Below are 26,072 nucleotides of genomic sequence, written 5' to 3'. Positions count from 1 at the left end.
ATAAAAAATTAAGGCTTGGTTGCAATTAATATCGCACGTTTAGGCGCAGGATAACCTTCAACAGTTTTTGTTTTATCATCAGCATCTAAAAATGCATCTAAAGAATCCGTAACCATCCAATCTGTTTTACGTTGTTCTTCTAAAGAAGTGACGTTTTCATCAACAATACGCACATCTTTAAAACCACATTTTTCTAGCCAAACTTTCAGCATTTTTGCTGATGGAATAAAGTACACGTTACGCATTTGTGCATAACGTTCACCAGGGATCAGGCATTGAAATTCATCACCTTCAACAACCAGGCTTTCTAACACTAATTCGCCACCAGAAACTAATTGGTTTTTTAATTGCCATAAATGATCAAGTGGTGAACGGCGATGGTAAAGGACACCCATTGAGAATACGGTATCGAAGGCATTTAATTCAGGCATTTGCTCAATACCCACAGGAATTAAATGTGCGCGTTGGTCATTACCTAATAATTTTCTGACGGCTTCAAATTGGCATAAGAAAAGTTGAGTAGGGTCGATCCCTACAACAAATTCTGCGCCTTCACCTAACATTCGCCACATGTGATAACCACTGCCACAACCCACATCTAATACTAAACGACCTTCAAGCGGTGAAAGATGAGGTAAAACACGATCCCATTTCCAATCAGAGCGCCATTCTGTATCGATATTGACGCCATAAAGTGAAAAGGGACCTTTACGCCACGGCATTAAATTTTTTAAAACGTTGCTTAACCCCAGTTGTTCTCCTGCGCTTAATGCTGGAGTGTGCTGAGCAATCACACCATTTTTCAAATCAATCTCAGTAGGCGTAATTTCGGGTAAACCATCGAGCATTCTTTCCCAAGAAGAAAAGTGACCGTGTAACGCATTTGAACGCCATTCTGACAATTGAGCCGGTAATGTATCTAACCAATGAAATAAGCGCTCATCTTGCGCAATAAGTTGATAAAAAGAGCCAAAATTAATCATTAATTATTGCCTTTAATCGCTAAAAGAGAGCCGAAATTAAAACATTGGAACCAAACTTCCGCATGTGGGAAACCTGCATTATGTAAGCGAGTTTTATGCGTTTCAACAGAATCGGTCAACATAACATTTTCTAACATGCTACGTTTTTGGCTAATTTCTAATTCGCTGTAACCGTTAGCACGTTTGAAATCATGGTGCATATTAAACAGTAACTCGCCAATTTCTTTATCTTCAAAACTGAATTTTTCAGAAAGTACGAGCACGCCACCTGGATTAAGACCTTGGTAAATTCGATTTAATAATGTTTGTCGATCATGAGGTTCTAAAAATTGTAAGGTGAAATTGAGCACAACCATTGAAGCGTTGTTGATTTCAATATCAAGAATATCACCTTCAATAATATCAACAGGTGTATCTGCTTTATAAGCATCAATATGGCGCTGACAGCGTTCTACCATGGCGGGTGAGTTATCAACACCAATAATTTTGCAGCCAGCAGCATCAATATTACGACGCATGGAAAGGGTTGCAGCACCTAAAGAACAGCCTAAATCATAGACTTGGCTATTGGGTGTAACGAAGCGACCTGCAAGCATACCAATCATGGAGATGATATTAGAGTAACCCGGTACTGAGCGTTTTATCATATCAGGAAACACTTCAGCGACTTTTTCATCAAAGCGCCAGTCACCAAGGTTAGCAATAGGTGTCGCAAATAAGCTGTCTTGTTGTGATGATTTTGAATTCGACATAACTAAAATAGGTTTAAGGAATAAAAGAAGCAAGCATTCTACCAGAAGCGACGGTGCTCACAAAGTTGCATTATTTAGAAAGAAATTGGAAAAAATAAATAAACCTTTCTGATACCTTGCCGTTATTAGACACAACAGCAAGGATGTCGGTTTTGATCATGGATGATCATGTTATTCCCGCGAGGACTTAGTAATAAAAGGAAAAGATTTGTATCCAAGGAAGGAAATAAATATTAGCAATGATCATCAATACCATTGATAAGTAAGTGGCTGCCATGCCTGAACGACGCCAGCGAAGTTCACGGTGTTTTAATCCATAAGAGTGTAAAAAGCGACCAGCGATTAAAATTGAGCCACAGATGTGTACCATCCAAACAAAAGCACCATTCATTTCCATGACCAGTAATAAGATCATGGAAATTGGAATATATTCTACCGCATTGCCATGAACACGGATGGCTGTTTGTAATTCATAAAAGCCACCATCGCCATAAGCAACCCGATATTGTGTTCTGAGTTTTACGACATTGAGGGACAATTTAATCAATAATAGTGCGCCCAGTACGATGTAAAGCGAGCTAACCATCTTTTCTCCATTGCCAAAGCCAAAAAACGGCGAATTTAATGATAAACCTCAAAGCGACTTCTGTCGCTATAAATAATTATTATTAATTAATTGTTTGGGGATTAGCAAATCCTTGAAAAGATGTATCATATAAACTAGGTCTATACTCTTATCTCCAGGAAGAATTTTCGTTATAATGTCTGCCTTTTTTTGACACTACTCGAAAAAGACTATTGCCAAAATTTCCGCAGCAGAAAGCACAACAAGCTGAGTAAAAGGATATTGTATGCGTACTAATTATTGTGGGCAGTTGAATAGCGCCCATGTGGGCCAAAAAGTGACTCTTTGTGGTTGGGTTAACCGTCGCCGTGACTTAGGTGGACTTATCTTTATTGATATGCGAGATCGCGAAGGTATTGTTCAAGTCTTCTTTGACCCAGAGCAGAAAGAGGCATTTTCTCAGGCTTCAGAACTGCGTAATGAATTTTGTATTCAAGTCACAGGAACAGTACGCGCTCGTCCTGATAGCCAAGTTAATAAAAATATGGCAACAGGTGAAATTGAGTTAGCGGCAGAATCTCTGTCTATATTTAACCGTTCAGAGCCATTACCGTTAGATAGCAATCAAACAAATACTGAAGAGCGTCGTTTAACATATCGTTATTTAGACCTGCGTCGCCCTGAAATGTCAGATCGCTTAAAAACCCGTGCTAAAATCACAAGCTTTGTTCGCCGTTTTATGGATGGTGAAGGTTTCCTTGATGTTGAAACTCCTATGCTGACTAAAGCGACACCAGAAGGTGCGCGTGACTATTTAGTGCCAAGTCGTGTACATAAAGGTAAATTCTACGCATTACCTCAATCACCACAGCTTTTTAAACAGCTGTTAATGATGTCTGGCTTTGATCGTTACTATCAAATCGTAAAATGCTTCCGCGATGAAGACTTACGTGCTGACCGTCAGCCTGAATTTACCCAGATCGATGTTGAAACCTCTTTCATGAGTGCAGACCAAGTGCGCGAAGTGATGGAGCGTATGATCCATGCATTATGGTTAGATATTCTTAATGTTGATTTAGGTGCGTTCCCAGTAATGACTTTTGCTGAAGCAATGCGTCGTTATGGCTCAGACAAACCAGATTTACGTAACCCAATGGAACTTAAAGACATCGCTGATTTAGTCAAAAATGTTGAGTTTAGCGTATTTGCACAAGCTGCCAACGATGAAAAATGTCGTGTTATCGCATTGCGTGTACCGGGTGGTGCAGCATTAACCCGTAAAAATATTGACGAATATACACAGTTTGTTGGTATTTACGGCGCTAAAGGTCTTGCGTGGATGAAAGTCAACGAAAGCGCGAAAGGCATTGAAGGTGTACAAAGCCCTATCGCTAAATTCCTGACTAACGATGTTGTTAACGCTATTTTGGAAACAACAGGCGCAACAGATGGCGATTTAATCTTCTTTGGTGCGGGTCGTAAAGGCACAATGAGTGATGCGATGGGCGCTCTGCGTCTAAAAGTAGGTCGTGATCTTGAACTGACTGATTTAAATGCATGGAAACCATTGTGGGTCATCGACTTCCCAATGTTTGAAGAAGATGAAGAAACCGGTAGCTTAAGTGCGATGCACCATCCATTTACTTCACCAAAAGACTTATCACCAGCTGAATTGACTGCACATCCAGTCGGTGCTGTGGCAAATGCTTATGATATGGTTATTAATGGTTATGAAGTGGGTGGTGGCTCGGTGCGTATTCACCGTAATGAAATGCAACAAGCAGTATTTAGCATTTTAGGTATTACACCGAATGAGCAACAAGAGAAATTTGGTTTCTTATTAGATGCACTTAAATTTGGTACTCCACCACATGCAGGTTTAGCATTTGGTTTAGACCGTTTAGTTATGTTGTTAACAGGTACTGATAACATCCGTGATGTTATTGCTTTCCCTAAAACAACAGCTGCTGCGTGTTTAATGACTAATGCACCAAGCTTTGCTAATGAAGATTCTTTAAAAGAGTTAGCAATTGCAGTAACTCAAAAAGAAGTTAGCGAAGATAAAGAGTAAATGATGAAATATAAGCGCCCGGTATCCGTTTTAGTTGTTATTTATGCAAAAGAGACCAAACGGGTGCTTATGCTAAAGCGTCGAGATGATCCTGATTTCTGGCAATCTGTGACAGGCAGTTTAGAAGAGGGTGAGACGCCTTTTCAAACGGCGTTGCGTGAAGTGCAAGAAGAAGTTGGAATTGATATCATAAAAGAAAATCTGAAGCTGGTGGATTGTCATCGCTCAATTCTTTTTGAAATTTTTGCACATTTTCGGCATCGTTATGCACCAGGTGTTACTCATTGTCAGGAACATTGGTTTACGTTAGCACTACCCGCAGAGCGAGATATTGTGCTAACTGAGCATTCGCAATACCAATGGTTAGACGCGAAACTGGCGGCAAAATTAACAAAATCCGCCAGTAATCAGCAAGCGATTGAAGAATTTGTTATTTAATGATTAGACCACGTTTGGAGATATTTCATGGCAGGTCATAGTAAATGGGCCAATACAAAACACCGTAAAGCAGCGCAAGATGCGAAACGCGGTAAAATTTTCACTAAAATCATCCGTGAATTAGTTACAGCAGCACGTTTAGGTGGTGGTGATCCTGCAACTAACCCACGTTTACGTGCGGCAGTTGATAAAGCATTATCGAACAACATGACTCGTGACACTTTAAATCGTGCAATTGCACGAGGTGTGGGTAATGATGAAAACGATAATATGGAAACCATCATTTATGAAGGCTATGGTCCTGCGGGTACTGCGGTGATGGTTGAATGCTTAAGTGATAATCGTAACCGTACTGTTTCCGATGTTCGCCATGCATTTACCAAAACAGGTGGTAATTTAGGAACAGATGGTTCTGTATCTTATCTGTTTACCAAAAAAGGCGTCATTTCCTACGCACCGGGTGTGGACGAAGATGCCATTATGGAAGCTGCGTTAGAAGCTGGTGCTGACGACGTTGAAACTTTTGATGATGGTGCTATTGATGTTTACACCACACCAGAATCTTTTGGTGAAGTAAAAGATGCAATGGATGCAGCAGGTTTTGTTGCTGAATCAGCAGAAGTTTCAATGATCCCATCAACTAAAGCAGAATTAGATATTGAAACTGCACCAAAATTAATGCGTCTTATCGATATGTTAGAAGACAGTGATGACGTGCAAGAAGTCTATCACAACGGTGATATCTCAGATAAAGTTGCAAAACAACTGGAAGATATCCTGTAATCGTTCTAACGATTATCGAAAATAACGGTGTTTAACGCTGTTATTGAAAGTGCGAAGAGAAGAGCAGAGCAGATTTTTTTGCTCTTTTCTCTCGCCATCGACCATATCGGCAACAGGAATTGATATGGCTATCATTCTAGGTATAGACCCCGGCTCGCGTGTTACAGGCTATGGTGTAATTCGACAACAAGGGCGTCAGCTTATCTATTTGGGAAGCGGTTGTATTCGTACACAAGTTCCCGATCTCCCCAATCGACTTAAGCGTATTTATGCTGGTGTTAGCGAAATTATTACTCAATTTTCGCCGGATGTGTTTGCCGTTGAACAAGTGTTTATGGCTAAAAATGCTGACTCCGCATTAAAACTGGGGCAAGCGCGAGGTGTTGCGATACTCGCCGCAGTAAATAATGATTTACCTGTTTTTGAATATGCAGCTCGCCAAGTTAAACAGACCGTTGTGGGCACGGGCGCTGCTGAAAAAAGCCAAGTACAACATATGGTGCGCTCAATACTAAAATTATCTGCGGCACCACAATCAGATGCTGCTGATGCCTTGGCGATTGCTATCACTCATTGTCATTTTAACCAAAATTTATTACGTGTGGGCGATCCTCGATTAGTGTTAACACGAGGCAGGTTAAGATAAGTTGTTATCTTGGTAAATGTGTTTGGTTTTTTACAGGCTGGATATACGTCCAGCTTTTTTTATGTTATAAACTTGACGTAATTATATTTGCGGAGGCGTTAGGGTGATAGGTCGTATCAGAGGAATTATTCTTGAAAAACAGCCACCAGTGGTGCTGATCGAGGCAGGTAATGGTGTGGGTTATGAAATCAATATGCCAATGACCTGTTTTTATGAATTGCCTGATATTGGTCAAGAAGCCATTATCTACACGCAATTTATCGTACGTGAAGATGCACAATTACTTTATGGTTTTAACCAAAAACAAGAGCGCGCACTTTTTCGTGAATTAATTAAAGTGAATGGTGTGGGACCTAAACTTGCATTAGCCATTCTATCTGGCATGTCTGCTCGTCAATTTGTCACCGCGATTGAAAATGAATCTATCACTTCACTAGTGAAATTACCGGGTGTAGGTAAGAAAACGGCGGAGCGTTTAGTGGTTGAAATGAAAGATCGCTTTAAAGGTCTTAATGGTGATTTATTCGAAAATAATGATATCGAGTTACCAGAAAGTACTTCACCTAAAGCACCAAAAGCGGCAGATATTGAAGCCGAAGCCTCTGCGGCATTAATCGCATTAGGCTATAAACCACAAGAAGCTGCAAAAATGATCAGCAAAGTGGCAAAACTGGGTACAGATAGCGAGACACTTATCAAAGAAGCGTTGCGCGCGGCTATTTAGGAGTAACACATTGTGATTGAAGCAGATCGCCTGATTTCAGCAGAAATTCAACAACCTGAAGAAGAAATTATTGATAGGGCGATCCGTCCTAAATCTCTTGCCGAATATGTTGGGCAACCGCAAGTTCGAGAACAAATGGAGATTTTTATTCAGGCGGCTAAATTGCGTCATGATGCGCTCGATCATCTGCTTATCTTTGGACCTCCCGGATTAGGTAAAACCACATTAGCAAATATCATTGCTAATGAAATGGGGGTTAATTTACGTACCACATCAGGCCCTGTACTTGAAAAAGCCGGTGATTTAGCCGCTATGCTAACTAACCTAGAGCCTCATGACGTATTATTTATTGATGAAATTCATCGTCTTTCACCTGTTGTTGAAGAAATTCTTTATCCAGCAATGGAAGATTATCAACTTGATATTATGATTGGTGAAGGACCTGCGGCTCGTTCAATTAAAATTGACCTCCCTCCATTTACCTTAGTGGGTGCAACCACAAGAGCTGGCTCTTTAACATCGCCATTGCGCGACCGTTTTGGTATTGTTCAACGTCTTGAGTTTTATAATGTTGACGATCTTCAACATATTGTTTCTCGTAGTGCCAATTTTATGGGATTAGAGATGACAGATGAAGGCGCTCGTCAAATTGCGATGCGTTCACGAGGTACACCGCGTATTACTAACCGATTATTGCGCCGTGTGAGAGATTTTGCCCAAGTAAAAGGCAATGGTGCCATTGATGAAGAGATTGCTTCTAAAGCGCTTGATATGTTGAATGTGGATGCAGCCGGTTTTGATTATTTAGATCGAAAACTCCTTTTTGCCATCATTGATAAATTTATGGGTGGCCCTGTCGGATTAGATAACCTTGCGGCAGCTATTGGTGAAGAGCGTGAAACCATAGAAGATGTATTAGAGCCTTATTTAATTCAGCAAGGTTTTATTCAGCGTACACCACGGGGCCGTGTTGCCACTAATCATGCCTATCGTCATTTTAATCGAGTTATGGAAGATTAGATTCTTTACAATAACCCGATAATGGATCATAAAAATAACCCTCACTAGAAATTAATAGTGAGGGTTATTTTTTGCATGAAATCTTATTTATATTTCAATTACTGTTTAGTCGGGGCAAATAAACTTAAAATAAAGAGGCAACTCGCCGCTAAAACCACTGAAGGACCAGCAGGCGTGTCATAGAAAGCAGAGAAGGTTAAGCCACCAGTAATTGCCAACATACCAACCGCGATTGCAATCAGAGCCATTTGCTCTGGGGAACGAGCAAAACGACGTGCTGTTGCTGCAGGGATGATCAGTAACGAGGTAATGATCAGCGCACCGACAAACTTCATAGCTAAACCAATGGTTAATGCGGTGATCATCATTAGCTTTAAGCGTTCTCGTTGAATATTCACACCATCAACAAATGCCATATCTTGATTAATTGTCATGGAAAGTAGTGGACGCCATGAGCGAATAATCACAAATAAAACAATTACAACACCAATAAAAATGCTGATAACGTCTTGATAGTTTACAGACAGCAAATCACCAAACAGATAAGCCATTAAATCAACACGTACATTCGACATTAAACTAACAACCACAAGCCCTAAAGAAAGCGCACTGTGTGCCATGATCCCTAAAAGAGTATCAACAGAAAGTTGAGGTTTTAACTCTAACCAGACCAATAAAATAGCGAGAAGAAGCGTGACTGCAATAACAGCATAAAAAGGCTCGATGTTAAATAGCAAACCAAAAGCAACACCAAGTAGTGAGGCGTGAGCTAAAGTATCACCAAAATAAGACATACGACGCCAAACGACAAAAGAGCCTAAAGGACCCGCCGCCATTGCTAAGAGCATACCGGCAATCCAACCCGGTAACAGCAACTCAATCATGACGACACTCCTTACTATGCTGGTGATGATGACGATAAATACCCAGTTGCTCAGCACCGCGGCTTCCAAACATGGCAATAAATTCAGGGTGAGAAGACACCACGTCAGGTGTACCCGAACAGCAAATATGACCATTTAAACAGAGGACTTCGTCTGTTTTCGCCATTACAAGATGAAGATCATGAGAAACCATCAAGATGGCACAACCTAATTCATGACGAAGCTGATTAATTAAATCATAAAGTGCTAATTGACCATTCACATCAACACCTTGTGTGGGTTCATCTAAAACTAAAAGTTGAGGTTGATTAAGCAACGCTCTTGCTAACAACACTCGTTGAGACTCACCGCCAGAAAGTTTCTGCATAGGCTGATTGATTAATTTAGCCGCATTAACGCGTTCTAAAGCAGGGAGAATATCTTTATCATGAACCCCCGGTTTTAATGTCATAAACCGTTTAACGGTGAGTGGCATGGTGGGATCGAGATAAAGTTTTTGTGGCACATAGCCCACTCTTAGCGCATTTTGACGCTCAACTTTTCCTGAGGTTGGATTTAATAAACCAAGAACTAAACGGATAACCGTAGATTTACCTGCGCCATTAGGACCAAGTAAAGTAAGAATACGGCCTGCTTTTAGATCAAAAGAGATATCTTTTAAAATTTCTCTTTCACCAAAAGAAACACAAACCGATTTTAAACAAATCAAGTCAGACATAAAATTAGCACTTGCAGAATCATTGAAACGTTATAATATAACATTTCCAATGATGATTCACGAGAATTCTTCCTATGTTACATAAAAACAACAAATTTGCGCATCGTTTTTTATTGAAATCATTTTTAGCGACAGCGATGATAAGCTCATTCAGTGCTTCAGTGCAGGCTGATGTCGTCGTTTCCATTAGACCATTAGGATTTATTGCTGCCGCTATCGCTGATGGAGTCACTCCAACACAGGTTTTATTACCAGATGGAGCATCTCCACACGATTATGCATTAAAACCCTCTGATTTGAAAAAAATCACCTCCGCAGACCTGATGGTATGGGTAGGACCTGATATGGAAGTGTTTTTAGATAAGCCATTAAACAGACTTACTGACAATCATAAGTTGGCTTTAGCGGAAACTGACGAAATAAAGTCGCTTTTATTGAAAGATGATGATGACAATGTGCATAAACATGAGGAAAATCACGAACATCATTCTCATGGTGATTATAATATGCACATCTGGTTATCACCAGAAATTGCGTTGTCGTCTGCAAAACAGATCCACGAAAGGTTAATTACACTCTATCCAGATAAAAAAGAACTTCTGGACGTAAACCTAGGTAAATTCAGCGAACAACTCAAGCAAACTGATAAGAATCTTGTTAATATTCTGTCGCCTGTGAGAAATAAGGGTTATTTTGTCTTTCATGATGCTTATGGCTACTTCGAAAAACATTATAATTTAAAGCCGTTAGGTCATTTTACGATCAACCCTGAAATACAGCCGGGTGCGCAGAAATTACATCAAATACGAACACAGTTGGTTGAGCAAAAAGCAACTTGCATCTTTGCTGAGCCACAATTTAGGCCGACAGTAATAGAAACAGTGGCGAAAGGCACTGGGGTTAAAATGGGTGTATTAGACCCCCTAGGAAGTGGGATTGCTCTAACTCAAGAGAGCTATACAAAATTCCTTACCCAACTAGCTAACCAATATGCGAGCTGCCTGAATGAAACACAATAAGGAATTAAGAACGTGCAGCAGAAGAAATCCATTGCACAGGTATATTTAAGTTTACCGCTCCCACATAAGATCATGCTTGGTTCGTTAACTGCAGCAACACTGGTCGTCGCAATTTGGCGACCAGTAGTTCTTCAAAATGAGCAAGGCCGTGAAGTTCCTGTCAGCATTCAGATGCCTCTTGCCAACCAAGATGAAAATACTGATGACATTATCACTGACAGTAGTGATCAACTGACTGATGAAGGCTTAGTCGGTACAGATGATGATTCCGATACAAGTACTGCCGTTGCACAAGTCCCTCATACCTATATTGTCTCTAGTGGTGATTCATTAAGTTCAATACTGACTCAGTTTGGTATTGATTCTGCTGATATCGCAACTATCTCTAATCAAAATAAAGATCTTAGAAACCTTAAAATTGGGCAGCCTATTAGCTGGGAGCTTGATGATAATGGATTGCTAAAAGAGTTAAGTTGGGGCGTTTCTCGCCGTGAAACCCGTGTTTATACTCGTACAGAAACGGGCTTTAATGAGACAAAAGAGTTTCAAAAAGGTGAGTGGAAAAACAGTGTTACCACAGGTGTTATTCGTGGTAGCTTCTCTGTTAGCGCAACGAATGCAGGTTTAACTAATTCAGAAGCGCGCGCAGTGACCAAAGCATTACAATGGCAAGTAGACTTTAAAAAACTACAAAGTGGCGATCAATTTGCAGCGCTCTTTTCTCGTGAAGTGCTTGATGGTCGTACAGAGCAAAGTGAGCTCATTGGCGTGCGTTTACGCAGCGCGGGTAAAGACTACTATGCTTTCCTTGCTGAAGATGGTCGTTTTTATGATAGTCAAGCTGGTGGATTAGAACGTGGATTTATGCGATTCCCAACGGTGAAGCAATTTAGAGTTTCCTCTCAATTTAACCCTCGTCGTATTAACCCTGTTACAGGTCGTTTAGCTGCTCATAAAGGTGTCGATTTTGCTATGCCAGTAGGAACTCCTGTATTAGCAACAGGGGATGGTGAAGTTATTGTCGCTAAATACAGTGGTGCCGCAGGTAACTTTATTGCTATTCGCCATGGTAGCCAATACACAACACGTTATATGCACTTACGTCAGTTACTTGTAAAACCGGGACAACGTGTTAAGCGTGGGGATAGAATCGCGTTATCAGGGAATACAGGACGTTCTACGGGGCCTCATTTACACTATGAGCTGTGGATCAACCAACAAGCAGTCAATCCACTAACGGCAACATTGCCTCGTGCTGATGGTTTAACGGGTAAAGATAAACAAGAATATCTTGCTAAAGTAAAAGAGATTAAACCTCAGTTAGTGCTAGCCGATTGACAATAAACACGATTTTAAAGACATAAAAGCGGATGATTGATATCATCCGTTTTTGTTTTAATGTTTTTTACGCCTATTTGGGGTATCAGTTCAGAGAGTTATCTGATGAATAAAGAAAAAGATACAGATAGCAAAGCGGGTTATGTACCCACTTTTCACCGTGCATATTTGCATCCTCGTCATTGGGGAACATGGTTAGGTGCCGGTGTATTAAGCGCATTAGCTTACATGCCCGTAAAATGGCGTGATCCATTTCTTGCTTCCATTGGTCGTTTTGTTGGACGTAAAGCGAAAAGCGCAAGACGTCGTGCAGATATCAACTTGAGATACTGTTTTCCTACATGGAATAAAACGCAACGTGAAAATGTACTCGACAGTATGTTTGAAACTGCGCCTCAATCTTTTGTGATGTTAGCAGAGCTTTGCTTAAGAGGTCCTGAGCGTATATTAAAACGTACATCTTGGCAGGGATTGGAAATTATTGAGCGTTTTAAAGCGCAAGGTCGTAATGTTATTTTTATGGTACCTCATGGCTGGGCTGTTGATATCCCAGCAATGCTGTTAGCATCAACAGGTCAGAAGATGGCAGCGATGTTTCACCACCAAAAAGATCCTGTTGCTGATTATTTATGGAATAAAGCACGCCACCATTTTGATGGTCGATTACATTCACGCGAAGCGGGTATTAAGCCTTTTATTTCTTCTGTGCGACAAGGTTACTGGGGCTATTATTTACCAGATCAAGATCATGGTGCAGAGCATAGCCAATTTGTGGATTTTTTCGGTACCTATAAAGCGACATTACCCGCGATAGGGCGGTTAATGAAAGTATGCCGAGCGGCTATCGTACCGTTGTTCCCAGTGTATTGTCATAAAACACATCAGCTCAGTATTATTGTTCGAGAGCCAATGGATGATATTGAAGATAAAGATGATGCCTACATTGCACGCAGAATGAATGAAGAGTTAGAAGCATTAGTGACACCAACACCAGAGCAATATACGTGGATCTTAAAATTACTGAAGACACGTAAAGAGGGCGAAATAGAGCCTTACGCTCGTGAAAATATCTTGGACTAGTTTTTACACGAAAATAACTAAATAAAAAACGGGCGCTTTATTAAGTGCCCGTTTTGTTTTGAATATTTATGGCTCAGTATTATTCAACAGTTAGAATACGGCATGTATTGGTGCTACCGATTGTGCCCATTTGGTCACCTTGAGTAACTAACACTAAATCACCAGAAACTAAGAAACCTTTATCACGTAAACGGCCAATGGCTTCATTAGCAGCGGCAATACCATCAGTGTGAGTACTGCAATAAACTGGGGTTACGCCACGATAAAGTGCGGTCTGATTTAATGTTTTTTCATGACGAGACATTGAGAAAATAGGTAAGCCTGTACTGATACGAGACATCATGCGCGCAGTGCGACCTGATTCAGTCATCGCAATAATCGCATTAACGCCTTTCATATGGTTAGCGGCATACATTGTAGACATCGCAATGGCTTCTTCTACCGAATCAAACACCATATCTAAACGGTGCTTAGAAACATTGGCGGCTGGCATTTTTTCAGCGCCTAAGCAGACCTGTGCCATGGAAGCGACGGTTTCTGCTGGATATTGTCCTGCCGCAGTTTCTGCTGAAAGCATAACGGCATCAGTACCATCTAATACTGCGTTAGCAACGTCCATTACTTCGGCACGCGTTGGCATTGGATTTGTTATCATTGACTCCATCATTTGAGTGGCAGTGATAACGACACGATTAAGCTGACGAGCACGACGAATTAATTTTTTCTGTACGCCAACCAGTTCAGGATCACCAATTTCAACGCCTAAATCACCACGAGCAACCATCACTACATCTGAAGCGAGAATGATTTCATCAATAATTTCATCATTAGCAACCGCTTCAGCGCGTTCTACTTTTGAAACAATTTGGCATTCACAGCCAGCATCACGGGCTAAACGGCGAGCAAGGTTAAGATCTTCGCCCGTTCTTGGGAATGAAACGGCAAGGTAATCAACACCGATTTTTGCAGCCGTAATAATATCTTGCTTATCTTTTTCGGTTAATGCATCAGCAGAGAGACCGCCACCGAGCTTATTAATACCTTTATTGTTAGATAAAGGGCCACCGACAGTCACTTCAGTAAAGACTTTTAAACCATCTACTTTGAGGACTTTTAACTGAACTCGACCATCATCAAGAAGTAAAATATCACCTGGAACCACATCAGCAGGTAAGCCTTTATAATCAATACCCACTTGATTTTGATTGCCTTCGCCTTTTTCGAGCGCAGCATCAAGTAAGAATTTATCACCGACATTCAGGAAAACTTTTCCGTCTTTAAAGGTAGATACACGGATTTTAGGGCCTTGTAAATCCCCGAGAATAGCAACATGGCGACCTAATCTTGCTGCGATTTCACGCGTGCGATTAGCGCGAGCAAGATGATCTTCCGCAGAACCATGAGAGAAATTTAATCGAACAACATTTGCACCAGCAATAATAATTTTTTCTAAGTTATTATCACGATCTGTTGCTGGGCCTAAGGTGGTAACAATTTTTGTTCTTCTGAGCCGTCTGGACATGTATTACTCCGTTGACCTTGAAAGAAAGGTGTTGGCAATTGGATAAAACAGAAATCAGGCTGTGTTTTATCCAATATGTTAAGTGAAACGCTTCAAGCTAATTGTAACATACACTACTGTTTTCATTATATGCGAGAGTTAGCTCGCAGATATGCTACCATTTTTCAAAAAGTTATCTAGTCAGGGGCACAATTGTAAGTGTGACAATACTAACAGAATAATTAAAAACGGTTACTTATCAAACCGTGAATCACGTAAAGCTTCTTTGACGCGCTTCAAGTTATCTCTGAATTTTGGTCCTCGGCGTAAAATAAATCCTGTTGCGAGAACATCAATAATAGTGAGTTGTGCAAGGCGGGAGATCATTGGCATGTAAATATCAGTATCTTCAGGCACATCTAGCAAGATGGGCAGGGTCGCTTCAGAGGCTAAAAGAGAGCCTGGCGTTGTAATGGCAATAACGGCTGCATCGTTTTCGCGTGCGATTTTGGCAATTTCAACTAAATTTTTAGTGCGCCCTGTATGCGAAATAATAACAACCACATCGCCATCAGTACTATTTATGCAACTCATACGTTGCATAACAACGTCATCAAAATAAGTGACAGGAATATTAAAACGAGAAAACTTATTCATGGCATCGTGGGCAACGGCTGCTGATGCACCTAAACCAAAAAAAGAGATCTTTTTAGCTTGCGTTAAAATATCAACAGCGCGATTAATTGCCGCGATATCAATATTATTTTTAACGTCTTCAAGTCCCGCCATTGCGGATTCAAAAATTTTATTGGTATAAGAAGAGACAGTATCAGAATCATCAATATTACGATTTACATAAGGCGTACCATTGGCAATGCTTTGTGCTAATTGTAATTTGAAATCAGGAAATCCTTTTGTTGCCATACGTCGGCAAAATCGATTAACAGTCGGCTCACTAACATCAGCCGTTTTAGCCATTAAAGCAATACTTGAATGGATAACTGTTTGTGGCGCAGTTAAAACAGCCTCTGCGACTTTTTTTTCTGATTTGCTCAAGATGTCCAGATTAGACTGAACCCTTTCCAATATATTCATTAAATATACAGATCCTTGGCTTTGCCAATTTCAATAAAAGGAGAAATCTATAACGGTTTTATGAAAATATACTACGCAAAGAACAAGGCTTGCAGTGCAAACCATCGGTAAACAGGGCTTTTTTCGTTAAAGTATGACGTGTGTCTAACTTTCAAAGCTGAAAACAAGAAACAAAACTGTTGTAAAGTTACAAGAAAGGATAAAACACTAGGCATAAAATGAAGCATTACAATATGTGTGGTAAGTTAGAGACTAAAATGTGCAAGTGTATTTACTGAATACATCCAAAAGAGTACATTAATACAAAATTCTGTAACAAAATTACAAAATCTCATCATGAGGAGACGTTCTATGGCAGCGATATCGACTGCTCAGGCCTGTGATCTGGTTATCTTCGGTACGAAAGGGGATCTAGCACGCCGTAAGCTCATTCCATCATTATATCAATTGGAAAAAGCAGGATATATTCACCCTGACTCTCGCATTATTGGTGTCGGTCGTGCTGATTGGGATGTTGAGGCATATAAAAATGTCGCTCACGAAGCGTTAAAAACCTTTTTAAAAGAAGAAATTAACCCTGAAATTTGGCAACGTTTAAGTGATCGCTTAGATTTTTGTAATCTTGATGTTAATGAAACCGACCATTTCATTGAGTTATCAAAGCATCTAAAACAAGATAAATTACCAGCTATCTATTACTTTGCTATGCCGCCAAGTACCTTTAGCGCGATGTGTCAGGGACTAGGTCATGCAAAATTAAATAAAGAGCCTAATCGTGTCGTAATGGAAAAACCATTAGGGACAGACTTAGCGTCTTCTGTTTCTATTAACGATAGCGTGGCGAAATACTTTAAAGAGACTCAAATTTATCGTATTGACCACTATTTAGGTAAAGAAACCGTTTTAAACCTATTAGCACTGCGCTTTGCAAACTCACTATTTGTTAACAACTGGGACAATAAAACGATTGATCATGTCCAAATTACGGTTGCAGAAGAAGTGGGCATTGAAGGACGTTGGGGCTACTTTGATCAAGCAGGTCAAATGCGTGATATGGTGCAAAATCACCTATTACAAATCCTGACTATGATTGCGATGTCACCTCCAGCAGATTTAACGGCTGACAGTATTCGTCAAGAAAAAGTGAAAGTGTTACGTTCACTGCGTCGTATTGATAATACGAATATTCGCGAAAAAACAGTTCGTGGACAATATACGGGTGGCTTTGTTCAAGGTAAAAAAGTACCCGGTTATCTTGATGAAGAAGGTGCCAATAAAACCAGCAATACAGAAACATTTGTGGCAATCCGCGCTGATATCGATAACTGGCGTTGGGCAGGTGTTCCGTTCTATTTAAGAACAGGTAAACGTCTACCAAGTAAATGTTCAGAAGTTGTGGTTTATTTTAAAAAGCCGGCGCTGAATATTTTCAGTGAGACTTATCAAGAGTTACCACAAAATAAGCTGACTATTCGTTTACAGCCAGATGAAGGTATTGATATCGAAGTGCTAAATAAAGCACCAGGGCTTGATCATAAGCACCGTTTACAAACCACTAAGCTGGACTTGAGTTTCTCTGAAACATTCAATCAAACGCATTTAGCAGATGCTTATGAACGCTTATTGTTAGAAGCTATGCGTGGCATTCAAGCGCTCTTCGTGCGTCGTGACGAAGTAGAAGAAGCATGGAAATGGGTTGATTCAATTATCAATGCATGGGAATGCGATAATGAGTTACCTAAGCCATATCAAGCAGGCACATGGGGACCTGTTGCATCTGTTGCAATGATCACCCGTGATGGTCGTTCTTGGAATGAAATTGAATAATTGATTTTGATTGTCCATTCTGAACAAAAAAACACCCAGTTATGCTGGGTGTTTTTTTGTTCAGAAAATATTTTTAAGCATAATTACTTGCTAATAGATGAATAAAACCCATGCTAAAACGAAATTTGTTTCAATAACTATTCATAAAATCGATAAAACATGATGTGATGAAAAATTAAAACTTAAACAAAACCAACCAATTAACTAAAAAAATTTGCTCAAAAGCATTGCTTTAAATAATTTGGCGTGATAGAAATATCATGTAACATTTAACCATCTTATATGAGGGTTCGGAGTATATCGTGCGGATGGTCTGTGCGATGAAAGAATAAATAATCATGACTAGCGCCAAAAGCGTCAAAGTTAAACGTTCTACCTATAAGTTATTCCTTTCTGCTATTTTATCCAGCGAACACTACTGGTGTGGCGCATTATAGAAATCTCTCATCTTAATTCCTGAGTTATCAGGAAATGACGTTGCCTTAACGTTCGGCTACTATTGCCGCCAGAAAGACTATCTACATATTCTCTATCTTCTGCGCAAGAAACGTTTCGGCGTATTTCAAATGTGTATGAGAGATGAAAAAATGATTTATTGGATATTTTTAGCATTAGCTATTGTTTGTGAAGTTATCGGTACTTTATCGATGAAGTACGCCAGTGTAAGCGGTGGTTACACCGGTATGATAGTGATGTGGTTAATGATTGCCACTTCCTATATCTTTTTAGCCATCGCCGTTAAAAAAGTGGCATTAGGTGTAGCATATGCACTGTGGGAAGGTATTGGAATTGTCATTATTACGACATTCAGCGTTCTGTGGTTTGGTGAATCACTCTCACCATTAAAATTAGGTGGTCTAGCAATGTTAATTGCAGGGATCACGTTGATAAAATCAGGCACTAAAAAATCGGCTGTTGCTAAGAAAACAACAGATTCGGTAAAAAGTATTGCCGGTAAAGCCAAGCACGTTGCCAGTGCTGTAAAAGGAGCGAATAAGCCAATTCCTGCCAATATTAAGGAGGCTTAATTATGTTAGCTCAATTTGAATGGTGGCATGGTGCGTTTTTAATACTTGCCGTAGCGCTTGAGATTGTCGCCAATATATTCTTAAAAATGTCTAATGGCTTTAGCCGAATGGGCTTAGGAATATTATCACTGTTTTGTGTATTAGGTGCCTTTAGTGCACTGGCAATGGCAGTTAAAGGGATAGAGCTTTCGGTTGCTTACGCTCTTTGGGGCGCATTCGGAATTATTGCAACTATCGCTGCTGGTTGGATTTTATTTAATCAGAGACTTAATTATAAAGGATGGGGTGGAATTATATTATTACTGATTGGTATGGTAATGATTAAATTTGCCTAAATCTAATTAACTTAATAAATGAGATATTGATAAAACAAAAAATCTAATTATTACAGCAAATAAGTGACATTAAAAAAGCTGAGTTCTTATGAATTCAGCTTTTTTTATACCAACATAAAAGGTTAATAAATAATACCTATTTACATTGCCGCAATAATTTTAATTTCAACTTTATATTCAGGGTGCATTAATTGCGCTTGTACAGTACAGCGCACTGGTGCGCTACCTTTAGCAACCCATGCATCCCACGCTTTATTCATGCCTTCAAAGTCGGCTTTATCAGCTAAAAAAATGGTTGCATCAAGAATTTTAGTTTTATCAGAACCTACACGTTGTAATAAAACGTCAATTGCCGCTAACGTGTCCGCTGTTTGTTCAATAATATCGCCTGATAAATTTTCTGGCACTGCAGTGTAATAAATTGTGTCGTTATGAATAACGGCTTCAGACCAGCGATCTTCGGGGTCGATACGTTTAATTGTCACTATGAGTTCTCCTTTGTATTAACGGCATAGGTGGTACTTTTGGTAATCCACTGGCATAATTTACGTCTTATTTTATAAAAAGAGTATGCCTGTGTCAGACGATTTTGCAGAAAACGGGATTTTAACCCGAACTATTCCAGGATTTCATCCCCGTGAAGCTCAACGACAAATGGCGAAATCAATAACAGAAACTATTGATAAACAAGGTGTACTTATCGCTGAAGCGGGTACAGGTACTGGAAAAACGTATGCTTATCTTGTGCCTGCGTTGCGTTCAGGTAAAAAAACGATTATCTCAACAGGCTCTAAAGCCTTGCAAGATCAATTATATAGTCGAGATTTACCCACGATCATCAAAGCGATTAATTATGATGGTAATACGGCATTATTAAAAGGGCGTTCTAACTATCTTTGTTTAGAGCGACTTGATCAGCAAATGCTAAGTGGTGGTGATCTTGAAGCCGAAGTTTTGTCTGATGTAATGTATGTACGCCAATGGTCAACACAGACCGAAGATGGTGATGTGAGTCGTTGTCATAGTGTTGCGGAAGATAGCCGAGTTTGGCCTTTAGTCACTAGCACTAACGATAACTGTTTAGGAAGTGATTGCCCTCGCTATAAAGAGTGTTATGTTTTAAGCGCACGTAAAAAAGCAATGGATGCAGATATAGTGGTGGTTAATCACCATTTATTTATGGCAGATACGGTCGTTAAAGATACCGGTTTTGGTGAGCTAATTCCGGAAGCTGAAATTATGATCTTTGATGAAGCCCATCAAATTCCAGATATCGCTAGCCACTATTTTGGTCAACAGCTTACGAGTAGACAGCTTTTTGATCTCGCCAGAGATATGACCGTTGCTTATCGCACAGAAGTTCGTGATCAAGTTCAATTGCAAAAAAGTGCCGATAGATTAACGCAAATGGTGATGGATTTTCGTTTAGCGTTAGGTGAGACAGGTTATCGTGGAAATTTACGTGAGTTAGTGCAAGGTGGTGAAACAAAACGTTTTCTCACGTTACTGGATGACGCCTTAGAACTGAGCTATGACGTAATGAAACTTTCGTTAGGGCGAAGTCAATTACTCGATAGTGCTTTTGAACGCGCCACTGTTTATCGCAATCGCTTAAAGCGCCTGATTGATACCACAATTCCGGGTTATAGCTACTGGTTTGAAAGTTATGGTCGCCATTTTTTACTGGCGATTACGCCACTTTCTGTTGCAGATAAATTTCGTGAGCTTATCAAATCACACAAAAGCAGTTGGGTGTTTACCTCGGCAACACTTTCTGTCAATGAGCAGATGTCTTATTACACAGATAGATTGGGCTTAGAAAATGCGACAACACTGATTTTAAACAGCCCGTTTGATTATCAACATCAGACACTACTTTGTGTGCCACGCTATTTGCCACCATTAAATCAACCTTATACGGCGAAACGTTTAGCCACTATGTTAGCGCCTGTTATTTTAAAGAACCAAGGCCGCTGTTTTTTCCTCTGTACTTCACATGCCATGATGCGGGGGCTTGCCGAAGAGTTTAAAGCCAGTTTGCCATTACCCGTATTGATGCAAGGTGAGATGAGCAAAACGCAATTACTGCAAAAATTTGTCTCATCAGGAAATGCACTTTTAGTGGCGACTCAAAGTTTTTGGGAAGGTGTCGATGTGCGTGGCGATACCTTGTCTTGTGTGATTATTGATAAATTACCCTTTACAGCACCTGATGATCCTTTATTAAGAGCGCGTATTGAAGATTGTGAATTGCGCGGTGGGGATGCCTTTAGGGATGTTCAAATTCCTGATGCGGTTATTAGTTTAAAACAAGGTGTCGGGCGATTAATTCGTGATGTACACGATTATGGTGCAATTATAGTTTGTGATGATAGGTTGGTTTCTCGTGCTTATGGCGAAGTTTTTTTAAGTAGTTTGCCGCCATCACCACGAACGCGCTCACTTGAAAAAACAATGACCTTTTTGAGCCAACGCGCACAGCAGAATGAAACACAAGAAATATCGGATTCATAATAGCGATCGCACAGAATGTGTGTTTATTCTGTTGAACACTATTATGATATTATTCTTTCTCTTTTAATTATCGAATTTGCCGGAGTTATGGCGTGTCACTGCGAATTTTAGCAATTGATACTGCAACTGAATCTTGTTCAGTTGCAGTTTGGAATGAAGGTGTTGTTGCTTCACGTTTTGAAATCTCACCTCGTGAACATACACAAAAGATTTTACCTATGGTGAAAAGCGCCTTAGAAGAAGCAAACATTACATTGCAATCATTAGATGCACTTGCTTTTGGACGAGGCCCAGGAAGTTTTACAGGGGTTCGTATTGGTGTGGGTGTTGCTCAAGGTATTGCGTTAGGTGCTGAGTTACCCATGATTGGTATTTCATCACTTGCCACAATGGCTGAAGGTGTCTTTAGAACAACGGGTATAAAACAAGTTCTCGTGGCCATTGATGCTCGTATGGGTGAAATTTATTGCGCTCAATATCAGCGTAATGATGTAGGTGCTTGGGTAGGGGAAGACACTGAAGCGGTGATGAAACCTGAGCAATTTATTGAAGTATTACAATCAACAACAGGAACATGGGCAATAGCCGGTACAGGCTGGCAAGCTTATCCTGATTTAAAAGAAACGCTGCCTTTCACTGTTGTGGAAACTGAAATTACGCTTCCTGCTGCACAAGATATGTTACCTCTTGCTGTAACTGCTTGGCATGAAGGTAAAGCAACTAAAGTTGAAGAGGCTGAACCTGTCTATTTACGTAATGAAGTGACGTGGAAAAAATTGCCCGGTCGTGAATAGATTTGTGAGTATCTATTAGAAATCGAAGAGTAAAGCTATAATAGTACTATAGAGTAACGTCAATAATGACTTGCAATGAGGTGGTTTATGAACAGACAATTAAACTACCGTTTGGTAAGCAAAGCGCTATTTTTATCTGGTGCTTTGTTTCTGGCGGGATGCGTCTCTATACCTGAATCAATAAAAGGTACATCGGCAACACCTGTTACTGATTTAAATGGCGTTTTTGTTGCACCGGAGCTTTATATTGGTCAAGAAGGGCGTTTTGGTGGACGTGTGATTGATGTTAAAAATCTTCAATCGTCAACACAGCTAGAAATTGCTGTTATGCCTCTTTCTCAATACGATGCTGCGCCCGAATTGCAACAACCTTCTGTTGGGCGTCTCTATGCTAATGTTATGCACTTCTTAGATCCTACTGATTATAAAAATCAGTATGTCACTGTTGTTGGTACCATTAAAGGTGTTGAATCTGGCAAAGTTGGTGAGGCTCGCTACCCATTTTTGCGTATTGATGTGACGGGTATGAAACGTTGGACACTGACACAACAAGTTATTATGCCAGCACCTGTTATGATGTGGGGATATTATGGAGATGGCCCATATTGGGGTTATCACCATGGATATGGCGGTTATGGTGGATATCCATATGGAACTGGTCAGGTTGTGCCCATTTTAGAATAAAAAATGGGTATTTAATAACATGACGATATAATATTTTATCTCCATTTGTATGAAACGGTGTATAATCAACGCCTATAATATATTAGGTAACTATCTAATAGAGTTATTAAAGTTGAATAAAAATAAAAGAGAGGGCGGTTTTGACCGCCTTCTTTTTTGTTAATCTAAAAATAAAATATTTAGTGACACACTTCGCATCTTCACAACAGAAAATTGTTTGTGCTGGTAGGATGAGTTAATACTTTGTTAAAAATGAAACATAATATTAACTCAAGAAGTGCGATTAATCAGGAGTACTACTTTGGAAAAAGTCTGGCTTAAACGTTATCCGGCAGATGTTCCGGCTGAAATTGACCCGGACCGTTTCGCATCTCTTGCTGAGATGCTTGAAAACGCTGTCGCAAATTACGCAGATCAACCCGCCTTTATTAATATGGGCGAGGTCATGACTTATCGCAAACTTGAAGAGCGTAGCCGTGCTTTTGCAGCATACCTGCAAAACGGCTTAGGATTAAAAAAAGGTGATCGTGTTGCCTTAATGATGCCTAATTTACTGCAATATCCTATCGCGCTTTTCGGTATTCTTCGTGCAGGAATGGTTGTCGTAAACGTAAACCCACTTTACACACCAAGAGAACTTGAACATCAGTTAAATGACAGTGGTGCAACTGCCATTGTCATCGTCTCTAACTTTGCGCATACACTCGAAAAAATCGTATTTAATACCAGTATTAAACACGTTATTTTAACCCGAATGGGTGATCAGCTATCTCGTCCTAAAGCAACATTAGTTGACTTTGTTGTTAAATATATCAAACGATTAGTACCTAAATATAATTTACCAGATGCAATTTCATTCCGTAGAGCAATGCATTTTGGTTATCGTATGCAATATATCAAACCTGAAATTACAGGAAGTGATTTAGCCTTCTTGCAATACACAGGGGGAACAACAGGTATTGCTAAAGGTGCAATGTTAACGCACCGCAATATGTTGGCAAATCTTGAACAAGCAAAAGCAGCTTATGTACCTGCACTAAATATAGGTAAAGAGCTGGTGGTTACGGCGTTACCGCTGTATCACGTTTTTGCTTTAACCGTAAACTGTCTGCTCTTTATTGAAATTGGTGGTAAAAATTTACTTATTACCAATCCTCGTGATGTGAAAGGGACAATTAAAGAACTAGGACGTTACCCTGTCACGGCAATTACCGGTGTAAATACTTTATTTAATGCTTGGTTACAAAATCCAGAATTCCGTCAGCTTGATTTCTCCAAATTAAACCTCTCTGTCGGCGGTGGTATGCCTGTTCAAAGTAGTGTTGCGAAAGAGTGGGAAGAGCTAACGGGCAAGCACTTGTTAGAAGGTTATGGTTTGACTGAATGTTCTCCTTTAGTCACGGGTAACCCTTATAATCTGAAAAAATACAGTGGCAGTATTGGATTGCCTGTACCTTCAACAGACGTTAAGTTTATCGATGATGAAGGTAACGAAGTTGACCGCACTGTAGGCGGTGAATTGTGGGTTCGTGGACCTCAAGTCATGAAAGGTTATTGGAATCGCCCTGATGCAACTGATGAAGTCTTACATGATGGTTGGGTTGCAACTGGTGATATTGCCACAATGGATGACGAAGGCTTTATTCGCATCATTGACCGCAAAAAAGATATGATCTTAGTTTCAGGCTTTAATGTATATCCTAATGAAGTCGAAGAGGTTGTTACGGCGCATCCTAAGGTTTTAGAATCGGCTGCGATTGGCGTACCAAGTAAAAACTCAGGTGAAACAGTTAAAGTTTTCATTGTGAAAAAAGATCCATCATTAACAGAAGATGAAATAAAAACACACTGTCGTCGTTACCTAACAGGTTATAAAGTACCTAAAATTATTGAGTTTCGCGATGAATTACCAAAATCAAATGTTGGTAAAATTTTACGCAGAGAGTTAAGAAATGAAGAAAAAGGGTTGAAAACCTCAACTGAATCTTGATACAACACTCAATAACCTTTTTCAATTTCGCCGGTTTATACCGGCGTTTTTGTGATTACATAAAAAGTCATTAGACATAAAAACAAGAGAAACCTGTTTTGAATTATCAATTGATTACGACAGACACTGCACTAGATACCGCCTGTAAAGCCGCTTCAGAGGCTTCACAAATAGCTTTAGATACAGAGTTTGTCCGCATACGTACCTATTACCCACATCTTGGTTTGATCCAGATGTATGACGGTAAACAGATCTCTCTTATTGATCCGTTAGCAATTAAGGATTGGACGCCTTTTGTTGAACTATTAACAAACCCAGAAATTATGAAGTTTCTCCATGCAGGAAGTGAAGATCTCGAAGTCTTTTCTCACCAGTTTGGCTGTGTTCCAACACCTATGATTGACACTCAAGTGGTTGCCGCATTCTTAGGGCATCCCATCTCTTGTGGCTTTGCGACATTAGTTGAGAAATATGAAAATGTTGCACTAGATAAAAGTGAATCCCGAACAGATTGGTTAGCGCGTCCTTTAACTGAAAAACAGTGCCAATATGCCAGTGGTGATGTTTTCTATTTGCTACCTTTAGCTGAAAAATTAATTAAAGAGGCGGAAGAAGCAGGCTATATGGATGCAATTGCAGATGAATGCAACATGATTGCAGAACGTCGGCAAGAAACGGTTGTACCAGAGCTTGCCTATCGTGATATTAGCAATGCATGGCAATTAAAAGGTCAGCAACTAGCATGCTTACAAATGCTTGCTCAGTGGCGTTTAAATCAAGCTAAATCTCGTGATATGGCATTAAACTTTGTTGTAAGAGAAGAACATTTATGGTCTGTTGCGCGTTATCTTCCTTCATCATTGGCAGAACTCGATGCATTATCGCTTTCAGGGCAAGAGATCCGTTGCCATGGTCGTCGTTTATTAGATTTTGTTGTTAAAGCAAAAGAAATTAAAGATGAAGATTGCCCAGAGCCTATTGGTAATTTAATTGAACAACCAAACTATAAAAAAGCGTTTAAAGCAATCAAATCGGTTATTCAAGAAATTAGTGAAGACAAGCGTTATAACCCTGAATTATTAGCTTCAAGAAGACAAATAAATCAATTATTGAGTGTTCATTGGAAAATAAAAGAAGGGCAACCTGAACTGACTTCGCGCTGGCGTAAAGCATTATTAGAAGAGAAAGTGACAGAGATCCTTACGCAATATCCATAGCTTCACGCATTGTTTATTTTCTAATCTCTTATATCCAAAATAAGATGGATTATTAGTTCGATAAAT

General features: G+C 39.9%; 25 protein-coding genes. 17 read left to right on the top strand and 8 right to left on the bottom strand.

Going from position 1 to position 26,072, the window contains the following annotated elements:
* Positions 1 to 8: 8 nt before the first annotated feature.
* From cmoB to QQS39_RS10105, 3 genes are all read right to left on the bottom strand, one after another.
* Positions 9 to 983 carry a tRNA 5-methoxyuridine(34)/uridine 5-oxyacetic acid(34) synthase CmoB gene (gene cmoB, locus QQS39_RS10115; RefSeq protein ID WP_151435262.1) on the bottom strand — a complete coding sequence of 325 codons (975 nt, stop codon included), beginning with the start codon at positions 981 to 983 and terminating at the stop codon, positions 9 to 11.
* Positions 983 to 1,735 (bottom strand): carboxy-S-adenosyl-L-methionine synthase CmoA, encoded by a 753-nt coding sequence (cmoA, locus tag QQS39_RS10110; protein WP_285804448.1) that lies wholly within the window; start codon positions 1,733 to 1,735, stop codon positions 983 to 985. Before cmoA ends, cmoB begins: the two co-directional genes overlap by 1 nt.
* A gap of 187 nt (positions 1,736 to 1,922) precedes the next feature.
* A complete protein-coding gene (locus QQS39_RS10105) occupies positions 1,923 to 2,321 on the bottom strand; it encodes an MAPEG family protein (protein WP_023582071.1) in 399 nt (132 codons plus the stop codon).
* 265 nt (positions 2,322 to 2,586) lie between these two features.
* On the opposite strand from QQS39_RS10105, the gene aspS reads away from it, so the two are divergent.
* The 6 genes from aspS (at position 2,587) to ruvB (ending at position 7,982) form a co-directional block, all read left to right on the top strand.
* Positions 2,587 to 4,371, top strand: a complete 1,785-nt coding sequence (gene aspS, locus QQS39_RS10100; RefSeq protein ID WP_285804447.1) for an aspartate--tRNA ligase — start codon at positions 2,587 to 2,589, stop codon at positions 4,369 to 4,371.
* A gap of 3 nt (positions 4,372 to 4,374) precedes the next feature.
* The gene (gene nudB / locus QQS39_RS10095; RefSeq protein ID WP_285804446.1) at positions 4,375 to 4,809 is read left to right on the top strand and encodes a dihydroneopterin triphosphate diphosphatase; all 435 of its coding nucleotides are present in this window, start codon (positions 4,375 to 4,377) and stop codon (positions 4,807 to 4,809) included.
* A gap of 27 nt (positions 4,810 to 4,836) precedes the next feature.
* Complete coding sequence (locus tag QQS39_RS10090) at positions 4,837 to 5,592, top strand: YebC/PmpR family DNA-binding transcriptional regulator (RefSeq protein WP_285804445.1); 756 nt, start codon at positions 4,837 to 4,839, stop codon at positions 5,590 to 5,592.
* A gap of 124 nt (positions 5,593 to 5,716) precedes the next feature.
* Positions 5,717 to 6,238: a crossover junction endodeoxyribonuclease RuvC gene (ruvC, locus tag QQS39_RS10085; protein WP_006536599.1), complete on the top strand. Its 522-nt coding sequence runs from the start codon at positions 5,717 to 5,719 to the stop codon at positions 6,236 to 6,238.
* A 103-nt stretch (positions 6,239 to 6,341) separates the two neighbouring features.
* The gene (gene ruvA / locus QQS39_RS10080; protein WP_069369076.1) at positions 6,342 to 6,962 is read left to right on the top strand and encodes a Holliday junction branch migration protein RuvA; all 621 of its coding nucleotides are present in this window, start codon (positions 6,342 to 6,344) and stop codon (positions 6,960 to 6,962) included.
* Between the two features lie 12 nt (positions 6,963 to 6,974).
* Positions 6,975 to 7,982, top strand: a complete 1,008-nt coding sequence (ruvB, locus tag QQS39_RS10075) for a Holliday junction branch migration DNA helicase RuvB (protein WP_285804444.1) — start codon at positions 6,975 to 6,977, stop codon at positions 7,980 to 7,982.
* A gap of 98 nt (positions 7,983 to 8,080) precedes the next feature.
* Here ruvB and znuB read toward each other — a convergent pair whose 3' ends face one another.
* Both znuB and znuC read right to left on the bottom strand, forming a co-directional pair.
* Positions 8,081 to 8,866 carry a zinc ABC transporter permease subunit ZnuB gene (gene znuB / locus QQS39_RS10070; protein ID WP_075671069.1) on the bottom strand — a complete coding sequence of 262 codons (786 nt, stop codon included), beginning with the start codon at positions 8,864 to 8,866 and terminating at the stop codon, positions 8,081 to 8,083.
* Positions 8,859 to 9,584, bottom strand: coding sequence for a zinc ABC transporter ATP-binding protein ZnuC (znuC, locus tag QQS39_RS10065; RefSeq protein ID WP_151435258.1), 726 nt, complete (start codon positions 9,582 to 9,584; stop codon positions 8,859 to 8,861). The genes znuB and znuC overlap by 8 nt, the downstream gene beginning before the upstream one ends.
* 74 nt (positions 9,585 to 9,658) lie before the next feature.
* On the opposite strand from znuC, the gene znuA reads away from it, so the two are divergent.
* The 3 genes from znuA to lpxM all read left to right on the top strand — a co-directional run bounded on the left by znuA (position 9,659) and on the right by lpxM (position 13,021).
* Positions 9,659 to 10,603, top strand: a complete 945-nt coding sequence (znuA, locus tag QQS39_RS10060) for a zinc ABC transporter substrate-binding protein ZnuA (protein ID WP_151435257.1) — start codon at positions 9,659 to 9,661, stop codon at positions 10,601 to 10,603.
* 12 nt (positions 10,604 to 10,615) lie between these two features.
* Positions 10,616 to 11,941 (top strand): murein DD-endopeptidase MepM, encoded by a 1,326-nt coding sequence (gene mepM, locus QQS39_RS10055; protein ID WP_151435256.1) that lies wholly within the window; start codon positions 10,616 to 10,618, stop codon positions 11,939 to 11,941.
* Between the two features lie 105 nt (positions 11,942 to 12,046).
* Complete coding sequence (lpxM, locus tag QQS39_RS10050) at positions 12,047 to 13,021, top strand: lauroyl-Kdo(2)-lipid IV(A) myristoyltransferase (protein ID WP_151435255.1); 975 nt, start codon at positions 12,047 to 12,049, stop codon at positions 13,019 to 13,021.
* A gap of 79 nt (positions 13,022 to 13,100) precedes the next feature.
* Here the strand turns inward: lpxM and pyk are convergent, their stop codons facing one another.
* Positions 13,101 to 14,543 (bottom strand): pyruvate kinase, encoded by a 1,443-nt coding sequence (pyk, locus tag QQS39_RS10045; RefSeq protein WP_109397575.1) that lies wholly within the window; start codon positions 14,541 to 14,543, stop codon positions 13,101 to 13,103.
* A gap of 231 nt (positions 14,544 to 14,774) precedes the next feature.
* A complete protein-coding gene (locus QQS39_RS10040; protein WP_151435254.1) occupies positions 14,775 to 15,617 on the bottom strand; it encodes a MurR/RpiR family transcriptional regulator in 843 nt (280 codons plus the stop codon).
* Between the two features lie 351 nt (positions 15,618 to 15,968).
* Between QQS39_RS10040 and zwf the strand changes: the two genes are divergently transcribed.
* The 3 genes from zwf to mdtI all read left to right on the top strand — a co-directional run bounded on the left by zwf (position 15,969) and on the right by mdtI (position 18,807).
* Complete coding sequence (gene zwf / locus QQS39_RS10035) at positions 15,969 to 17,444, top strand: glucose-6-phosphate dehydrogenase (RefSeq protein ID WP_088495462.1); 1,476 nt, start codon at positions 15,969 to 15,971, stop codon at positions 17,442 to 17,444.
* Positions 17,445 to 18,031: 587 nt separating this feature from the next.
* Positions 18,032 to 18,472, top strand: a complete 441-nt coding sequence (mdtJ, locus tag QQS39_RS10030; RefSeq protein WP_072068468.1) for a multidrug/spermidine efflux SMR transporter subunit MdtJ — start codon at positions 18,032 to 18,034, stop codon at positions 18,470 to 18,472.
* A gap of 2 nt (positions 18,473 to 18,474) precedes the next feature.
* Entirely contained in the window at positions 18,475 to 18,807 is a 333-nt protein-coding gene (gene mdtI / locus QQS39_RS10025) for a multidrug/spermidine efflux SMR transporter subunit MdtI (protein WP_151435253.1), read from the top strand.
* Positions 18,808 to 18,947: 140 nt separating this feature from the next.
* Here mdtI and QQS39_RS10020 read toward each other — a convergent pair whose 3' ends face one another.
* Positions 18,948 to 19,292, bottom strand: a complete 345-nt coding sequence (locus QQS39_RS10020) for a RidA family protein (RefSeq protein WP_098942664.1) — start codon at positions 19,290 to 19,292, stop codon at positions 18,948 to 18,950.
* Between the two features lie 85 nt (positions 19,293 to 19,377).
* Between QQS39_RS10020 and yoaA the strand changes: the two genes are divergently transcribed.
* The 5 genes from yoaA to rnd all read left to right on the top strand — a co-directional run bounded on the left by yoaA (position 19,378) and on the right by rnd (position 26,006).
* The gene (gene yoaA, locus QQS39_RS10015) at positions 19,378 to 21,321 is read left to right on the top strand and encodes a DNA repair helicase YoaA (RefSeq protein WP_285804443.1); all 1,944 of its coding nucleotides are present in this window, start codon (positions 19,378 to 19,380) and stop codon (positions 21,319 to 21,321) included.
* Positions 21,322 to 21,413: 92 nt separating this feature from the next.
* Positions 21,414 to 22,115 carry a tRNA (adenosine(37)-N6)-threonylcarbamoyltransferase complex dimerization subunit type 1 TsaB gene (gene tsaB, locus QQS39_RS10010; protein WP_285804442.1) on the top strand — a complete coding sequence of 234 codons (702 nt, stop codon included), beginning with the start codon at positions 21,414 to 21,416 and terminating at the stop codon, positions 22,113 to 22,115.
* An 87-nt stretch (positions 22,116 to 22,202) separates the two neighbouring features.
* Positions 22,203 to 22,799, top strand: a complete 597-nt coding sequence (locus tag QQS39_RS10005; protein ID WP_151435250.1) for a Slp family lipoprotein — start codon at positions 22,203 to 22,205, stop codon at positions 22,797 to 22,799.
* Positions 22,800 to 23,100: 301 nt separating this feature from the next.
* Positions 23,101 to 24,789: a long-chain-fatty-acid--CoA ligase FadD gene (gene fadD / locus QQS39_RS10000; protein WP_151435249.1), complete on the top strand. Its 1,689-nt coding sequence runs from the start codon at positions 23,101 to 23,103 to the stop codon at positions 24,787 to 24,789.
* A gap of 98 nt (positions 24,790 to 24,887) precedes the next feature.
* Complete coding sequence (rnd, locus tag QQS39_RS09995; RefSeq protein ID WP_285804441.1) at positions 24,888 to 26,006, top strand: ribonuclease D; 1,119 nt, start codon at positions 24,888 to 24,890, stop codon at positions 26,004 to 26,006.
* Positions 26,007 to 26,072 lie beyond the last annotated feature (66 nt).

This window comes from Proteus appendicitidis (genome assembly GCF_030271835.1).
GTDB lineage: Bacteria > Pseudomonadota > Gammaproteobacteria > Enterobacterales > Enterobacteriaceae > Proteus > Proteus appendicitidis.
This window is presented reverse-complemented; position numbering and strand designations above follow the sequence as displayed.